Source organism: Tabrizicola aquatica, assembly GCF_002900975.1.
Classification (GTDB): Bacteria; Pseudomonadota; Alphaproteobacteria; order Rhodobacterales; family Rhodobacteraceae; genus Tabrizicola; species Tabrizicola aquatica.
This window is the reverse complement of the sequence record NZ_PJON01000001.1, coordinates 1,530,868-1,545,926: the sequence shown is the minus strand read 5'-3', so window position 1 is coordinate 1,545,926 and position 15,059 is coordinate 1,530,868. Positions and strand designations below refer to the sequence as shown.

The 15,059-nt window shown below is 68.3% G+C and carries 15 protein-coding genes; 3 read left to right on the top strand and 12 right to left on the bottom strand.

All coding sequences use genetic code 11. From position 1 onward, the window contains the following. Positions 1 to 32: 32 nt before the first annotated feature. The 5 genes from CXR42_RS07625 to CXR42_RS07605 all read right to left on the bottom strand — a co-directional run bounded on the left by CXR42_RS07625 (position 33) and on the right by CXR42_RS07605 (position 4,995). Positions 33 to 545: a CarD family transcriptional regulator gene (locus tag CXR42_RS07625; RefSeq protein WP_103256815.1), complete on the bottom strand. Its 513-nt coding sequence runs from the start codon at positions 543 to 545 to the stop codon at positions 33 to 35. Between the two features lie 288 nt (positions 546 to 833). Beyond that, complete coding sequence (gene fdxA, locus CXR42_RS07620) at positions 834 to 1,172, bottom strand: ferredoxin FdxA (RefSeq protein WP_103256814.1); 339 nt, start codon at positions 1,170 to 1,172, stop codon at positions 834 to 836. Positions 1,173 to 1,224: 52 nt separating this feature from the next. Then, complete coding sequence (locus CXR42_RS07615) at positions 1,225 to 1,545, bottom strand: RNA-binding S4 domain-containing protein (RefSeq protein WP_103256813.1); 321 nt, start codon at positions 1,543 to 1,545, stop codon at positions 1,225 to 1,227. Beyond that, positions 1,546 to 4,428: a helicase-related protein gene (locus tag CXR42_RS07610; RefSeq protein WP_103256812.1), complete on the bottom strand. Its 2,883-nt coding sequence runs from the start codon at positions 4,426 to 4,428 to the stop codon at positions 1,546 to 1,548. A 3-nt stretch (positions 4,429 to 4,431) separates the two neighbouring features. Further along, positions 4,432 to 4,995 carry a tetratricopeptide repeat protein gene (locus CXR42_RS07605; protein ID WP_103256811.1) on the bottom strand — a complete coding sequence of 188 codons (564 nt, stop codon included), beginning with the start codon at positions 4,993 to 4,995 and terminating at the stop codon, positions 4,432 to 4,434. Positions 4,996 to 5,060: 65 nt separating this feature from the next. Between CXR42_RS07605 and CXR42_RS07600 the strand changes: the two genes are divergently transcribed. Together CXR42_RS07600 and CXR42_RS07595 are read left to right on the top strand one after the other, a co-directional pair. Further along, positions 5,061 to 5,348 carry an SCP2 sterol-binding domain-containing protein gene (locus CXR42_RS07600; protein ID WP_103256810.1) on the top strand — a complete coding sequence of 96 codons (288 nt, stop codon included), beginning with the start codon at positions 5,061 to 5,063 and terminating at the stop codon, positions 5,346 to 5,348. Continuing rightward, positions 5,345 to 6,274, top strand: a complete 930-nt coding sequence (locus CXR42_RS07595) for an alpha/beta fold hydrolase (protein ID WP_103256809.1) — start codon at positions 5,345 to 5,347, stop codon at positions 6,272 to 6,274. Before CXR42_RS07600 ends, CXR42_RS07595 begins: the two co-directional genes overlap by 4 nt. Positions 6,275 to 6,319: 45 nt before the next feature. Here the strand turns inward: CXR42_RS07595 and CXR42_RS07590 are convergent, their stop codons facing one another. The 6 genes from CXR42_RS07590 to cobS all read right to left on the bottom strand — a co-directional run bounded on the left by CXR42_RS07590 (position 6,320) and on the right by cobS (position 10,592). Then, positions 6,320 to 7,093, bottom strand: a complete 774-nt coding sequence (locus CXR42_RS07590) for an ion transporter (protein ID WP_103256808.1) — start codon at positions 7,091 to 7,093, stop codon at positions 6,320 to 6,322. Positions 7,094 to 7,227: 134 nt separating this feature from the next. After that, on the bottom strand, positions 7,228 to 7,650 hold the full coding sequence (locus CXR42_RS07585; RefSeq protein ID WP_103256807.1) for an META domain-containing protein: 423 nt from the start codon (positions 7,648 to 7,650) through the stop codon (positions 7,228 to 7,230). 42 nt (positions 7,651 to 7,692) lie between these two features. Further along, positions 7,693 to 8,163, bottom strand: a complete 471-nt coding sequence (nusB, locus tag CXR42_RS07580; protein WP_180995986.1) for a transcription antitermination factor NusB — start codon at positions 8,161 to 8,163, stop codon at positions 7,693 to 7,695. Beyond that, positions 8,160 to 8,660: a 6,7-dimethyl-8-ribityllumazine synthase gene (locus tag CXR42_RS07575; RefSeq protein ID WP_103256806.1), complete on the bottom strand. Its 501-nt coding sequence runs from the start codon at positions 8,658 to 8,660 to the stop codon at positions 8,160 to 8,162. Before CXR42_RS07575 ends, nusB begins: the two co-directional genes overlap by 4 nt. A 4-nt stretch (positions 8,661 to 8,664) precedes the next feature. Beyond that, positions 8,665 to 9,747 (bottom strand): 3,4-dihydroxy-2-butanone-4-phosphate synthase, encoded by a 1,083-nt coding sequence (ribB, locus tag CXR42_RS07570; protein WP_103256805.1) that lies wholly within the window; start codon positions 9,745 to 9,747, stop codon positions 8,665 to 8,667. 86 nt (positions 9,748 to 9,833) lie between these two features. Next, positions 9,834 to 10,592, bottom strand: a complete 759-nt coding sequence (cobS, locus tag CXR42_RS07565; RefSeq protein ID WP_245875360.1) for an adenosylcobinamide-GDP ribazoletransferase — start codon at positions 10,590 to 10,592, stop codon at positions 9,834 to 9,836. A gap of 78 nt (positions 10,593 to 10,670) precedes the next feature. Between cobS and cobT the strand changes: the two genes are divergently transcribed. Next, a complete protein-coding gene (cobT, locus tag CXR42_RS07560; RefSeq protein WP_103256803.1) occupies positions 10,671 to 11,675 on the top strand; it encodes a nicotinate-nucleotide--dimethylbenzimidazole phosphoribosyltransferase in 1,005 nt (334 codons plus the stop codon). Between the two features lie 161 nt (positions 11,676 to 11,836). Here the strand turns inward: cobT and CXR42_RS07555 are convergent, their stop codons facing one another. Next, positions 11,837 to 14,920: a translation initiation factor 2 gene (locus tag CXR42_RS07555; protein WP_103256802.1), complete on the bottom strand. Its 3,084-nt coding sequence runs from the start codon at positions 14,918 to 14,920 to the stop codon at positions 11,837 to 11,839. Between the last annotated feature and the right edge of the window lie 139 nt (positions 14,921 to 15,059).

The following is a 15,059-nucleotide window of genomic DNA, read 5'->3' as shown; positions in this document are numbered from 1 at the left end:
GGACCGCCGCTCTTTCGTGACGGGTCGGTAGTTCAGGCCGCGACGCGACCGACCAGCACCGAGTCGACCTGCTTGGCGGCCCCGGCTTCATCCACACCCGAGACAGCCGCAACTTCGCGGGTCAGGCGTTCAAGGGCGGCCTCATAGAGCTGACGCTCGGAATAGCTTTGCTCGCGCTGGTCGTCGGCGCGGTGCAGGTCGCGAACCACTTCGGCGATCGACAGAAGGTCGCCCGAGTTGATCTTCTGCTCATACTCCTGGGCGCGGCGCGACCACATCGCGCGCTTGACCTTGGCCTTGCCCTTCAGCGTGTCCAGCGCCTTGGTCACCACATCGGGGGCCGACAGGGCGCGCATGCCGATGTCGATGGCCTTGTGCGTCGGAACGCGCAGGGTCATCTTGTCCTTCTCGAAGGAGATGACGAAAAGCTCCAGCTGAATCCCGGCGATCTGCTGTTCCTCGATCGAGATGATCTTGCCCACGCCATGCGCGGGGTAGACCACGAAATCGTTCGGGCGGAATTCAGGCTTCTTCGACTTGGTCATACGGCACATTCCCCAGTTCGGAGGCCTTTCCGCAACAAACTCCGCCCACCCGGGCACCCCAGCCCTGGTGAATGGAGTTGGATTGTCGCAAAATTAGAGGGCCCAGGCGAAGTGCGCTAAGCCGTCAAGACAGGCTTCCATGCTTGTTTGTAAACAAACCATAACACAAATCGCGGCCGATTCCAACTGCCGTGGAAACGGGCGATCAGAGGCTAAAACCTTGAACTGTCAGCACTATTCCTATTCGGGCCGATTCGGCGCCGCACATGTACCCGAATCGGTCGGCGTTCAGCCGCCGGTTCCGGGCGCTTCCGAGAAATACTTTTCGCGCTTGTTTGGTTCCCCATCCCGGTCCTCATAGCCCGGCATCGGGTCCTTCTTTGTCACGATCACCGGCCACTGCACGGCATACTTGCGATTGAAGGCAACCCACTCATCCAGATTCGGTTCCGTGTCGGGGCGGATCGCGTCGGCGGGGCATTCCGGTTCGCAGACGCCGCAGTCGATGCACTCATCCGGGTGGATGACCAGCATGTTCTCGCCCTCGTAGAAGCAGTCGACCGGGCAAACTTCGACGCAGTCGGTGTATTTGCAGGCGATGCAGTTGTCGATGACGACGTAGGTCATGGTCGTGCCCTGGTGCGAAAGCGTTTGCGCCTGACTAAGCCAGGCGGGCGGATCATTCAAGCGCCTCTGGCGTCGCGGGCGGATCAAGGTCCAGATACATCGCCTGCGCCTCAGCGGCCGGGCCGCGCCGTTCCCCCAGTGCCAGGATGCGCACCACCCGGATGCGGGCGCCCTGGGCGAAGGTCAGCACATCGCCGGCGCTGACATCGCGGCCGGGCCGGCTGATCCGGGTGCCGTTCACCCGGACCGCTCCGGCCTCGATCACCTCGGCGGCCAGGCTGCGGCTTTTGAAGAACCGCGCCTGCCACAACCATTTGTCCAGGCGCAGGCCAGGGGCCGCCGAAGGGTTCGGCTTGCCCGAAGGCCCGGGCAATCAGACCTTGCCCTTGAGCGCGAGTAGCGCGGCAAAGGGGTTGTCCGGGTCGATCGGCTTTTCCGCGCGGGGCGGCCGGGCCTCAAAGCTTTTCTGCCGGTCGTCGCGCTGGGGCTTGCCGCCTTTGCGGTCGTCGCGGCGGTCGCCTTTGGGCCGGTCGTGCTTGGGCCGGTCGCCATCCTGCTTCGGACGGTCGCCACGCGGACGGTCACCCTGGGGCCTGTCGCCCTGCGGACGGTCGCCACGCGGCGCGCCGCCTTCCTTGCGCTCGGGCCGGGGGCCGCGTTCGGCATTGCGCTCGGGGCGCTGGTGGCGCGGCTTCGGGGCCCAGGTGAAGGTGTAGAACACCTCCATCTCGGGCGCGGCCTCCGCCTCGGCCTCGGGTGCCGGGGCAGGGGCCAGGATCGAGACCTCTTCCGGGATCGGCACGCCGGCGGCAATCGCAGCGGCGGCTTCTTCCGAAATCTCGGGGGCCTTCGGTGCCTCGGCCGTCTTGACCTTGGCGCGTTCGCCCTTTTCGCCCTTGTAGCCCAGGCCCGACATCAGGTCGGCGAACTGGTCCAGCGTCATGCCGGTGATCGACAGCATGTCCGGCGTCGCCTCGAACCCGGCGCGCGAATCCTTCTGGCGCAGGATGTCGGCCAGGCGTTCCAGCATGTCGATGCGGATCGCCCGTGCGCCTGCGGGGTGATAGCCGGCCAACGTATAGTGCTGCTTCGGCACTTCCTGGACGTTCGGGATCGTCACCAGGCCGGGGGGCGGCGATTCGGGGAACTCTTGCAGCCCGTTCCACAGCGACCACAGCACAAGGCGCAGCCGCGTGGGTGCCGGTTTCAGCAGGGCGGGCAGGAAGATCGTGAACTGGCCAAAGCGCACACCATGCTTGCGCAGGGCGCCGCGCGCGTCCTGGTCCAGCTCTTTCACCTCCGCCGCGATGGCGTCGCGCGGCAGGACGCCCATCGCCTCACTCAGGCGGAAGGCAAAGCCGCGGGCCAGGCCGGTCAGCGTCTCGTCGCGGGCCATGTTCAGAAGCGGCTCGAACTGGGCCGCGACCTTGCGGTCGATGAAGTGCTGCAACCGGCGGCGGACCTTTTCCACCACCTCCGGCCCGGCTTCCTCATCGACGAAAGCCTCGACCCCGGGTTTCGCAGGCTCGGCGCCCTTGACCAGCTTGCCCACCGCGTTGGTGCCCCACATCAGGCCGCCCTGTTCGGTGAAGTCCAGCTCGGTGTCCGGCGCGTTGTAGAAACGGTCGGCGCGCAGATGGAATTCCGGCTTCAGCGCCTGGATCGCGGCCTGCGCCAGTGTGCGGGCGGCATCGGGCGTGGCGCTGGCATCCTGCTTGAAGCGGAACCCCTCCAGCTTGCCGGCGAATTCGCCTTCGACCGTCACTTCGCCCTTGTCGTTCACTTCGGCCACCAGAGCCTCCTTCTGCTTCAACCGGCGAAGCAGCACGCTCGTCCGCCGGTCGACAAATCGTTGCGTCAGCGCCGCATGCAGGGCATCCGACAGGCGGTCTTCTACAGCGCGGGTTTCGTCGCGCCAATGGGTTTCGTCTTCGACCCAGTTTTTCCGCTGAGTGACGTAGGTCCAGGTGCGGATGTAGGCCAATCGGCGCGACAAAGTGTCGATATCGCCTTCGGTCTTGTCGATCCGCTTGATCGCGGTTGCCAGCCAGTCGGAGGGTATCCGCCCGCCGCCCAGGCCACGGCCGACCAGAAACTCATAGATCCGGGTCAAAAGCGTGGTGTGTTCCGCACCGGAAGAGGAGCGGAAGTCGGGAATCCGGCAGACATCCCACAAAAGCTGCACCCGTTTCGGCTCGGTCAGGCGGTCCTGCACTTCGGGCAGGGCGGCCAGCGCCTTCAGGGCCAGAAGGTCGTCGGCATCCCGCGCGCGGGTCAGCCAGTCGTTGTAGGTCGGCTCTTCCAGGCTGCGGATCAGCCGCTCGGCGCTGCCGAACTCCAGCGATTCGTTGCGCCAGTGCAGCTTTTTCACCGGGGCGAAGCGGTGGGTCTCGATGGCCTCGACCAGGTCCTCGTCAAAGGGCCGCGCCTCGCCAGTGACGCCGAAGGTCCCGTCCTCGGTATGCCGACCCGCCCGCCCGGCGATCTGCGCCAGCTCTTGCGGGTACAAGGGCCGCATCCGCCGCCCGTCGAACTTGGCCGTGGCCGAGAAGGCGACGTGCTTGATGTCCAGGTTCAGCCCCATGCCGATGGCATCCGTCGCCACCAGATAGTCCACGTCGCCGTTCTGGTACAAAGCCACCTGGGCATTCCGCGTCCGTGGCGACAGGGCGCCCATGACCACGGCGCAACCGCCCTTCTGCCGCCGGATCAACTCGGCAATCGCATAGACATTCTCGACCGAGAAGCCGACGATGGCTGACCGCGGTGGCATCCGGCTGATCTTTTTCGACCCCGTGTAACTTAGCGTCGACAACCGCTCGCGCTTCAGGAAGGTCACATGCGGCACCAGCGCCGCAATCGCGCTGCGCATGGTGTCCGACCCCAGGAACAGCGTCTCGTTCAGGCCCCGCGCGCGCAGAAGGCGGTCGGTGAACACATGCCCCCGGTCGGCGTCGGCGCAAAGCTGGATCTCGTCCACCGCGACGAAATCCGCCCCGATCTCCAAGGGCATCGCTTCGGTGGTGCAGACCCAGTACTGCGTCCGTTCCGGCACGATCCGCTCTTCGCCCGTGACCAGCGCCACGACCGAGGGGCCGACGCGGGCGACGATCCGGTCATAGACCTCACGCGCGAGGAGACGCAGCGGCAGCCCGATCACGCCGGTCCGATGGGCGAGCATCCGCTCGATCGCATAGTGGGTCTTGCCGGTGTTCGTCGGTCCAAGGACCGCCGTCACACGGCGCGGGGCGTCCATGACTTAAAGCTCCTGACCCGTCTCCTGGGCCTCAAGCCGCTGAATGGCTTCGGGCACGCCTTCCAGATGCGGGTGAATCTCCAGCGCCGCCTTGTAGGCCGCCAGCGCCTTTTTCGGGCTGTCACTCTCTTCCAGCATCGAGGCCAGCCCGGTCAGCGCGCCAAAGTGCCGCGGGTTCAGCGTCAGGACGCGGGCGATATCGGCCAGCGACGGCCCGAACTCTCCCGCCTGATAATAGGCCGTGGCGCGGGCGTTCCAGCCTTCGGCAAAGGCGGGGTCATGGTCGATGACGGCGGTGAAATGGTCGATGGCCTGGGCGGTGTCGCCCATCTCCAGCGCGTCGCGCCCGCGCTGCAGCAAAAGGTCGATGGCGGGGGAACCCGATTTCGACCATTCGATCCAGATTTCCGTCTCGATCCGACCCGCCTCCTGGGCCGGGGCGGTCTTCAGCCGCGTGAACAGATCGTCCAGCTTGGCGGTATCCTCGGCCCAGGCCACGGCGCAAGTCAGGAAAAGCGGCACAAATGCCGCAACGATACGATTGAGAATGGCGGCCCGGACACCCATAACACGAAAGTAACCGATCCGCGGCAGATTGCCAGTGCCGCCGGGGTCACGAAGGAGAGACTTGCATGAGCGAAATGATTGATGCGGCCGTCAAGGCGCTGTCGGCCAAGCTGTCGGGGGGCTATGACGGGGTGGCCAAGTTCGTGATCCCGGGCGAGGGTGCGATCATGCTGGACCACGCCGGCGTCCGCGCCGGGGATGAAGAGGCGGACGTGACCCTTACCGCCGAAGCTGACGTGTTCCGCGCGATCCTGGATGGCCAGATGAACGCCACGATGGCCTTCATGACTGGCAAGCTGAAGGTCGATGGCTCGATGGGGCAGGCGATGAAGCTGGGCGCGGTCCTGGGGTGACAGGGGCCCCGTTCCACGCCGCAGTTGCCGATGGCCCACCCGGCGCAGTCTGCGTCTGGGCCGAGGCCGGGTCGGCCCGGATTCGCCTGGCCTGGTGGCCGGGCGGGACCAAGGGGACCGTGCTGCTGCTGCCCGGCCGCACCGAATGCGTCGAGAAATATGGCCGTGCCGCCGGCGACCTTGTGGCGCGCGGCTATTCGGTCGCCACGATCGACTGGCGCGGCCAGGGGCTGGCCGACCGGGCGCTGCCCGACCGGATGGCCGGGCATATCGGCGATTTTTCCGAATACCAGCAAGACCTTGACGTGATGCTGGACGAGGTGCGGCACGCCGGGCTGCCGGAACCCTATTTCCTCATGGCCCATTCGATGGGCGGCTGCATCGGCCTGCGCGCGCTGATGCGCGGGCTGCCGTTCCGCGCGGCGGTGTTCTCGGCGCCGATGTGGGGGATCTCGATGGCCGCTTGGCTGCGGCCGGTGGCGACCGTGGTGGCGGCGCTCTCCGGCCCCTTGCGCTATGCACACCGCTATGCCCCGACCACGGGCGGCGAAGCTTACCTTCTGACCGCGCCGTTCCAGGGCAATGTGCTGACCACCGACCGCGAGATGTGGGACTATATGGTCCGCCAACTGCGAGAGGTGCCGGATCTTGCCCTGGCCGGTCCGTCGATCGCCTGGCTGCGGGCGGCGCTGAAGGAATGTGCCGCCCTGGCGGCGCTGCCAGCCCCCAAGCTGCCGGCGATCTGCGCCCTTGGCACGGCGGAAAAGGTGGTCGACGTGGCCCCGGTGCATCTGCGGATGGCCGCCTGGGCGAATGGGCAACTCGACCTTTACCCAGGGGCCGAGCATGAAATCATGATGGAAGGCCCGGCGGTCCGAAAACGCTTTTTCGACCGCGCCGCCAGCCTGTTCGACGCCAACCGCTAGGCCGCCGGGGGTGGGCGGATCGCCCACCCTACGCCCGCGCCGGCATCACCCTCGGCTGTCCAGCTTGCGCTCGATCTCGGCCAGCCGCGCCAGCACCTTGTCCTCAAAGGCCTGCGTTTCCTCGCGGGTTTCCTCTGACGCCGCCTCCTGCATCGAGTTCACGATCAGGCCGACGATCAGGTTCATCACCGCGAAGGTGGTCATCAGGATGAAGGGCACGAAGAAGGCCCAGGCATGGGGATAGACCTCCATCACCGGGCGCACGATGCCCATCGACCAGCTTTCCAGCGTCATGATCTGGAACAGCGAATAGGCGCTGGCGCCAAGGCTGCCGAACCATTCGGGGAAACTGAACGCGAACAGCTTGGTCGCGATCACGGCGGCGATGTAATAGATCAGCAGGATCAACAGAAAGACCGACCCCATCCCCGGCAGCGCCCGGCCCAGGCCATCCACCACGCGCCGCAGGCTTGGCGTGACCGAGACGACGCGCAGCACCCGCAAAATACGCAGCGCCCGCAGCACCGAGAACCCGGCCCCTGCCGGGATCAGCGAGATGCCGACGATCACGAAATCGAACAGATTCCAGCCGTTGCGAAAGAACCGGGCGCCTTGCGCGTAAAGCCGGGCCGCCAGTTCGACGACAAAGATCGTCAGGCAGGCCCGATCCACGGCCAGCAACAGGCCGCCGGCCTGCTCCATCACCGCGGGGACCGTCTCCAGCCCCAGGGTCACGGCGTTCAGCAGGATCACGGCGATCAGGAAGCGGGTGACCTGGGGGCGGTCCAGGAACAATCCAACGGCGGCGCGGCTAAGCATGATGTCTTTCTGCAAGGCTGGGGTTCCGACCGCATATGGAGTGCCGTCCCTGCCGCGTCCAGCCCCGTCCGGGATGTGGTGGCCGACCTGCACGGGCGTAGGGTGGGCAATCTGCCCACCTTGCGCCGTCGGCCCTATTTTTTCGGCGGGCAGGTCGCGCAGCGGGTCAGGCTGTTCATCCGGTCGATGACATATTCCATGCTCTGCCCATCGGCCCCGGTCAGCACAAGATTGCGGCCGCCGATCAGCTTGACCTCTTGCATCTGTCCCAGCGCCGTGAAGAAGGCCTGTTCCTCGGCCAACCGGTCGCAGGCCATCCGCGTGGCGCGGATCGGCCCCAACGCCAGCGCGGGCAGGGTCGCGCTGTTGCGGCTGCCCCAACTGTTGCAGGGCGCCTTGCCCGAGACCGCGCCATCCGCCTCGATCTTCAGCGTGGCGGCATAGTCCACGACCACGCCATCCACCGCCAGCAGCTCCCAGGTCCGACCCAGAGGGTCATCGGCCAAAGCGGGAAAGGGAAGCAGGGCCATTGCCAAACTCAACAGGGTCTTGCGCATGTCGCGGGGCTCCTTAGCCAGGTTGCATTCCCCTTGGACGCGTCAGAAAGCCTCGGGCTTGGCCTCGCGTGCCATGTGGTCAAGGACGGCATTGACGAACTTTGACTCTTTTCCCTCGGGGAAGAAAGCCTTGGCCACGTCGACATATTCGTTGATCGTCACCTTGGGCGGCGTGACCATGTCGACCAGCTCTGCCCCCGCCGCGCGGAACAGGGCGCGCAGGACCGGGTCGATCCGGTCGATCGGCCAGGCCGCAACCAGCGCCCGGTCGGTCATCTGGTCGATCTTCGCCTGCCAGTTCACCGCAGCCGCCACCACGGCGCGGAAGTGGTCCACGTCGCCCTCGGCAAATTCGCCCTCGTCATAGGTCGCGCCAAACCGGTGCGTCTCGAACTCGCGCGTGACGGCCTCGACCGTCTGGCCCGAGACCTCCATCTGGAACAGAGCCTGCACCGCATAAAGCCGCGCGGCGGATTTCATCTGGCGCTTTGCCTGTCCCTTGTCCGACGTCATGCCCGGAAACCGATCCCCTTGGATTTTCCGGCCCATTTGCGCGAAAGCGCGATCAGGTGCAAGGCCGCCGCTGCGGCACCGCCGCCCTTGTTCTGACCGGCCGGGTCGGCCCGCACCTCGGCCTGCGCGCGGTTTTCCACCGTCAGGATGCCGTTGCCGATGCAGGCGCCCTGCAGGCCCAACAGGCTGATCGCCCGGCTGCTGTCATTGCACACCGTGTCGTAATGCGTCGTCTCGCCCCGGATCACGCAGCCAAGCGCCACATAGCCGTCATACTCCGCCAGCCGTTCCGCCATCGCGATGGCCGAGGGCACCTCCAGCGCGCCGGGAACCTCGACAAGGTCCACCTCGGCCCCGCAGGCAGCCGCCACGGCCCGTGCCCCGGCGACCAGGTTGTCGGCGATGTCCTTGTAATAGGGCGCGACGACGATCAGCAGCTTCACCGGCTTGTCAAAGCTGGGCAGCGGCAGCGTGTAGTGGGTTTCGGTTCCGGCCATGACCTTACTCCGTGATCGCGCGGGTGCCCGCGATGGTCAGCCCATAGGCGTCCAGCCCCACGAACTTTGGCGCCACCGAATTCGTCACCAGCGTGATCGCCGACAACCCCAGCGAGGACAGGATCTGCGCCCCCAGCCCGTATTGCCGCAGCGTCTGGGGCGAGTGTTCGCCGGGCGCCACCATCTTCATCGTCGTGTCGCGGAGCAGAACGACCACCCCGCGCCCCTCGGCCGCGATCAGCCGCATGGCGGCCGGCAATTCGCCGCCCCCGCCCACGCCCAGCACATCCTCCAGCGGGTTCAGCGCATGGACCCGCACCAGCACCGGGCCGGGGGCGGCAAGGTCGCCCTTGGACAGCACGATATGCTCGTCGCCATGGGTTTCATCGGCATAGACCCGCATCAGCCAGTCGCCGCCATGCACCGACTGGACCGAGGTCACGGCCTTCTCGGTGATCAGGTTGTCGTGCCGGCGGCGATAGGCGATCAGGTCGCTGATCGTGCCGATCTTCAGCCCGTGCTTCTGGGCAAAGCTGATCAGGTCCGGCAAGCGCGCCATGGTGCCGTCGTCATTCATGATCTCGCAGATCACGCCGCTGGCGTTCAGCCCGGCCAGCCGGCTGACATCCACCGCCGCCTCGGTATGGCCCGCGCGGACCAGCACGCCACCATCCCGCGCCCGCAGCGGGAAGATATGCCCCGGCGTCGCAATATCCGCCGCGCCCTTGGTCGGGTCGATCGCCACCGACACCGTCCGCGCCCGATCCGCCGCCGAGATGCCCGTCGTCACCCCCTCACGCGCCTCGATCGACAGCGTGAAGGCCGTCTCGTGCCGGCTGGAGTTCTTCGGGCTCATCAACGGCAGGCCAAGCGCGTCGATCCGCGCCGCCGGCAGCGCCAGGCAGATCAGGCCCCGGCCATGCGTCGCCATGAAGTTGATCGCACTTGGCGTGCACATCTGCGCCGGGATCACCAGGTCGCCCTCGTTCTCGCGGTCCTCGTGGTCCACCAGGATGAACATGCGCCCGTTGCGGGCGTCTTCGATGATCTCTTCGGTCGAGGAGATGGCGTCGGCGAAATCGGACATGGGGCGGCTTCCTGCAGGCTCTCCCGCTTCCTCTAGCGCGGCGTGGCCCCGATTGCCAGAGGCCGCACCCCTGCGCCCGCGCAGCCTTACCCTGCGCGGGCGGCCAGCACGGCCAGGCAGGCGGCCTCGGCCAACTGCTGTGACGCGCCCAGGATATCGCCGGTCTGCCCGCCGATCCGGGCCTGCGCCGACCGCGCCAGCCAGCCCGTCACCAGTGCCACCGCCAGGACCATCGGCAGCATGGCCCAGCCCGCAAAGACCAGCGCCAGCACCAGCGCAAGACCCGTCCCCGCCAGCGCCACGCCGGCCGAGGGGCGGCCGGTCGCATGGGCCAGCCCCGCGCCGCGCGCATTGGGCAGGGCGGACATGACCAGCCCCATCGGTGCCCGCGACAGGGCCCCCACCGCGACCAGCGCCAACAGGTTCCCCGCCGCCAGGATCGTCACCAGCGCCGACCAGCGCGCCAGCGTGACCAGGACCAGCGCCAGCACGCCATAACTGCCGACCCGGCTGTCCTTCATGATCTCCAGCCGCCGCTCGCGCGTCCAGCCGCCGAACAGGCCATCCGCCGTGTCCGACAGCCCGTCCTCATGCAGGCCCCCGGTCATCAGTGCCCCCAGGACCAGGACCAGAACCGCCGCCACGCCGGGCGTCAGCCCCAGCCACAGCGCCAGCCCGCCGGTGAGTGCCGCCAGTGCGCCCAGGACCGCGCCCACCACGGGCCAGGCCCAGGCCGAGGCCGCGCCGCTGGTCTGATGGTTCGGCACCGGCAGCCGCGTCAGCAACGCATAGGCCGACCACAGGTCGGGCAGAATCCGGGGGGCGATGTCGCGGTTGGTGGGCAAGGCGGCTGTTCCCGGCTGGCATTCGCAAGGACCCTGGGGTAGCCCCAAGCGCATCAAGGATCAACAGCCGAGACGCCCATGCCCTTCCAGACCCTCGCCGAGTTTCGCGCCCTCCTGTCCCGGCTTCCCGCCGCCGACCAGACCGCCATCGCCGCGGCCCAGACGCGCAACGGCCAGCTTACCAAGCCGCCGGGGGCGCTTGGCCGGCTGGAGGGGCTGGCGATCTGGCTTGCAGGCTGGCAGGGGACCGAGAAGCCCCGCGCCTCGGCGCCGCAAATCGCGATCTTCGCCGGCAATCACGGGGTTACTGCCAAGGGCGTCTCGGCCTTCCCGGCCGAGGTCACGGTGCAGATGGTCGCGAATTTCGCCCATGGCGGGGCGGCGATCAACCAGCTTGCCCGCGCCTTTGGGGCCAAGCTGGACGTCCATTCGCTGGACCTCGACCGCCCGACCGCCGATTTCACCGAAGCCCCCGCGATGACAGAGGCCGAGGTTGTCGCCGCCCTCCGCACCGGATTTGCGGCCGTGAATCCCAAGGCCGACCTCTTCGTCGCCGGCGAGATGGGCATTGGCAACACCACTGCCGCCGCCGCCATCGCCACCGCGCTTTACGGCGGGCTGGGCTGGGCCGGGCGCGGGACCGGGGTGGATGACGACGGCTTGCGCCGGAAAGAGGCCGCCGTTGCCGCCGGGCTGGAGTTGCACCGGGCGCAGCTTGCCGACCCGTTGCAGGTGCTGCGCTGCCTTGGCGGGCGCGAGATTGCCGCGATGACCGGCGCCATCCTGGGCGCGCGCATGGCGCGGGTGCCGGTGATCCTGGACGGGTTCATCGTCTGTGCGGCCGCGGCCGTGCTGGAAAAGGCGATGCCGGGCGCGCTGGACCATTGCGTCGCCGGCCACCAAAGCGCCGAGGGGGCTCATGCCCGGCTTTTGGAGAAGCTGGGGAAAGAACCGCTCTTGTCGCTGGGCCTGCGGCTGGGCGAAGGCTCGGGCGGGGCGCTGGCGATCGGGGTGGTGCAGGGCGCGGTGGCCTGCCATTCCGGCATGGCGACCTTTGCCGAAGCCGGGGTTGCCGCTGGCTGACGGCTCCTCGTGCGACTTCGTCTTCTCGTCGCGGGGTGCGGTGCGCGCCCCTCGCGAGGAGTGACGAAGTCATCGACGAGCAAACCTTGCCAAACGGTTAATGCCCGCGGCCAAGTTCTTGATTTGATTGCGCAATCAGAAAATGCCCACCGTGGACAGCGTCAGGCCTTCGGCATCTTCAGGCTGATCAGCCGCCCGCCCTTCTGATAGCGGACCTCGGTCTCGGTGATCGCTTTCACCGTCCCCCCATCGATCCGGTCGCCGACCGAGACCTTCTTGAACCGCCCGTTCGACTGCCGGATCAGCGCATACCGGCGCGAGTCGGTGCCATAGGTGCCGATCAGGTTGATCTTCGACAGGTTGATCGCATTCGCGAAGGTCGCCTGCTTGGCGACGCTGGCCCGGGTCGGGATCGACGGCGCCGCCGCCGCCACCTCCGGCTCGTCCGAGGTCGCCTCGTCCAGTTCCTCGGGCTTCAGGTCCGGGGCCGGCGCCGTTGCGGCGACTTCCTCGGGTTCCGGCGCGCGCACGGCGGCCGCCACCGCAGCCTCGACCGCCCTGCTGAAGTCGCGCGGCCGCGCCTCGGGCCGGCGCGAGATGGCCACGACCGAGGGATTGCGCGCCTCCAGCGCGGCGGCGGCGGCCAGCTCGGCCTCGGCCTGCGCGGTCAGCGAGGCACCCTGTGCCCCAAGGTCAGCGGGGGCGGCAGCGGGGGCAGCGGCAGCTGCGGCGGCGAGGATAACCTCGGGCCGGGGCAGGGGGCGCTTGCCGGCGAACTCTGCGGCCACGGCGGGGTCGGGGTCCAGGCTGGCCCCGTCGTCGGTCGCCGGGACAGCAAGGCTCTCAGGCCGGGCGCGGGGGCGGAAGCCGGCCAGGGCCGGGTCGGAGGCAACGGGGGTCTCGGCAGCCCCGGCGACCGTCTCTGCCGCGTCGGTCGCGCCTGTCGTCACCAGCGAGGCGTCTGCGGCGGTGGTCGGTGCGGGTCCGCCAGCGGGGTCGGCGGCGGGGTCGACCGCTGCGGCCACCGGCTCATCGGCGGGGTCGGCAACGACCGGAGCTGCAGCGGCGGCCAGCGCGGCGGCGGCCTCGCTGCGTGAAGGCGGGACCAGCGGCGGCGGGCCCGCGATCAGCAGCACCCCATCCGGGCTGACGATCCCCTCGGGCGTCGGGACCAGCAGACCCTTGGCATCGAAACGATAGACCGTCCCGAAGGCCGGCGGCGGCATGACCGGGGCTGGGGCGGCATCTGCGGTGTCGATCGGCGCGGGCAGCGCCAGGGCATCAAGCGCGGGCGGCGGCGCGTCCATCGCGGACAGGAAGATCTCGTCCTGGTCCTCAGCCGGGGCTTGCGCTGCCGTCACATCGGTGGCGACGGCAGTGCCCGGAGCAGGCTCGGGCGCGGCAGCAGCGGCCTCGGCTTCCGCGGCAGTTTCGGCTGCGATCAGCGCCGGGTCCTCGGCCGCCATGTTGACGGCACCCGGATCGGGAGCCGTCTCGGTGGCCAAGGTGGCGAGATCGACGCCATCTGCCACGGCCTCGGCCTCGGGAAGCGGCTCGGTCAGGCCCTCGGGGTCCTGCATGTCGGCCAGCATCTCGTCCTCGACCGCGGGGGGCGAAGTCCCGGCCGGATCGGCATCGGCGATCGCCGCGACCTCGGTGGCGGATGCTTTCGTATCGTCGGCCGAAAGATAATAGGACGACCAGGCCGCGATCAGTGCCAGGAACAGAAGCAGCAAGGCGACGAGGATGGTGAACACCATGCCGCCGCGACCCCGAGCAGGGGCGGCGGTACCGAACGTGCCGCCGGGCCGCGCCGGGGATCTCACCGTTGTCGGTCCGGGCCCGATCGGCCGGGGAATCTCGGCGCCGGGTTTGGCCTTGGGCTTGCCGCGCGTGCCGGGGATCGACGGTGCCGTCACCAATCCCTGGACGGTCTTGGCCGGGGCCGGACGGACCGGAGCCGGCGTCGCGGAACCAAGCTTGGCCGCGCCAGAGGCGTCGGGCCGGGCGGTGGATGGGGCAGGAACGGCCGGCGCGGCCCCGGCAGTGGCACGCCGACTGGCGAAAGCCACCATCGCGGCCGAAGGCGGTGCGGGCGGAATATCGTCGTCAAGTTCGGTCGCGGTGACGCTGGTCTTGGGTCCGACCCTGGGCGGCGCGGCCGGGGCCGGATCAATGGGGGCGGGACCCTCATCCTCGGCCTGCGAGTCGGGGACATGGGCAAACGGCGCCTCGTCCGCCTCATCAGACTGACGCGAGTCGACCGTCTTGGCTGCGGGTTGCCCGGTTTGGGTGAACAGAAGGCCGCCTGGCAGGTCGTCGGCCAAGTCCTCCTCCGGGGCGGGCGGTTCCGCGGCGGGGGCAGATGCACTTGGGGCCAGTGCTACCGGGGCCGTCGCACTGGGGGCCGATGCAATGGGGGTTGGCTCTGGCTCGGGCAGATCGGCGTTCAATGCCTCTTCGAGACCGGGAAGTGGATCATCGTCGGGCTGGACATGGGCCGGGGGTGGGGCCGGGGCCGGAGTGTCGGGTTCCGGTGCTACGGCTGCGGCTTCGGGCGTCGAGAGATCGGCTGCCGAGCGTTCCGCAGCTGTGGGCTGCGCGGGTTCGACCGATGCCGGTTCAGGCGCTGGTTCCACCGCCTCGGTCACCGGATCTGCGTCCCGAGGTGCGGCAAGTGGTGCGGCGGCGGGAAGTTCGCGTTGCAGGATGCTGACCGGCTCGCGGTCCTTTTCGACGGTCTCACCCTCGGCCAGCAGGGTGGTGGCGGCGGCAGTCGGTCCGAAGAACGGCTCGCCGACGAATTCGTCACCCTCGGGGATCGCGACGAAGCCGACCGGGTTCAGCTTGTGCTGGACGGCAAAGGCCTCGGCCTCGTCCAGGGTCTCGCGGGCGACGACGGCGACCTTGACTGTGGCACCCTTGCCGGACCAGTCGAACACCAGATCGGCCACGTCATAGGGCGTCCGCCCCTCAAGCGCGGTGGCGATCTGGCGGCGCTTCTCGTCGCGGCTGGGGCCGGGGGCGGTGACCTCGGTATACAGGATCTGGCTGTTCGGCAGCACGATCTTGGTGGCAAGGCCCAGCGGCGACAGGCCAAGCGCGGTCTTGCGCAGGTAATCCAGCGCCTCGTCCAGGTCGGGGGCGTCAAAGGCCACCTCGCCGACCGAAAGCCAGCCCTTCGGGGTCCGGTGCAGCAGACCCACGACGTCGCGGGTCAGATCAAGTGCGAAAGTCGGTTTCATGCGGCGGGTCTAGCACGGATTCTTTAGGCGCGGGAACGTGCCGCGCAGGGCTGGCGCAGAACTACAGCAGCTTTTCGCCGAATGAAAGGAAAACGGCCAAGGATCGGCTTGCAGGAAACGTCACAAGTCCGAAATCTGC

Bases quoted from the DNA above. Each gene is read 5' to 3' on its own strand.
- CXR42_RS07605 (WP_103256811.1), bottom strand. From the start codon at position 4,995: ATGGGTGTCCGGGCCGCCATTCTCAATCGTATCGTTGCGGCATTTGTG.
- cobT (WP_103256803.1), top strand. From the start codon at position 10,671: ATGCCCTTCCAGACCCTCGCCGAGTTTCGCGCCCTCCTGTCCCGGCTT.
- CXR42_RS07575 (WP_103256806.1), bottom strand. From the start codon at position 8,660: ATGGCCGGAACCGAAACCCACTACACGCTGCCGCTGCCCAGCTTTGAC.
- nusB (WP_180995986.1), bottom strand. From the start codon at position 8,163: ATGACGTCGGACAAGGGACAGGCAAAGCGCCAGATGAAATCCGCCGCG.
- CXR42_RS07590 (WP_103256808.1), bottom strand. From the start codon at position 7,093: ATGCTTAGCCGCGCCGCCGTTGGATTGTTCCTGGACCGCCCCCAGGTC.
- CXR42_RS07610 (WP_103256812.1), bottom strand. From the start codon at position 4,428: ATGGACGCCCCGCGCCGTGTGACGGCGGTCCTTGGACCGACGAACACC.
- CXR42_RS07625 (WP_103256815.1), bottom strand. From the start codon at position 545: ATGACCAAGTCGAAGAAGCCTGAATTCCGCCCGAACGATTTCGTGGTC.
- CXR42_RS07555 (WP_103256802.1), bottom strand. From the start codon at position 14,920: ATGAAACCGACTTTCGCACTTGATCTGACCCGCGACGTCGTGGGTCTG.
- ribB (WP_103256805.1), bottom strand. From the start codon at position 9,747: ATGTCCGATTTCGCCGACGCCATCTCCTCGACCGAAGAGATCATCGAA.
- CXR42_RS07585 (WP_103256807.1), bottom strand. From the start codon at position 7,650: ATGCGCAAGACCCTGTTGAGTTTGGCAATGGCCCTGCTTCCCTTTCCC.
- fdxA (WP_103256814.1), bottom strand. From the start codon at position 1,172: ATGACCTACGTCGTCATCGACAACTGCATCGCCTGCAAATACACCGAC.
- CXR42_RS07600 (WP_103256810.1), top strand. From the start codon at position 5,061: ATGAGCGAAATGATTGATGCGGCCGTCAAGGCGCTGTCGGCCAAGCTG.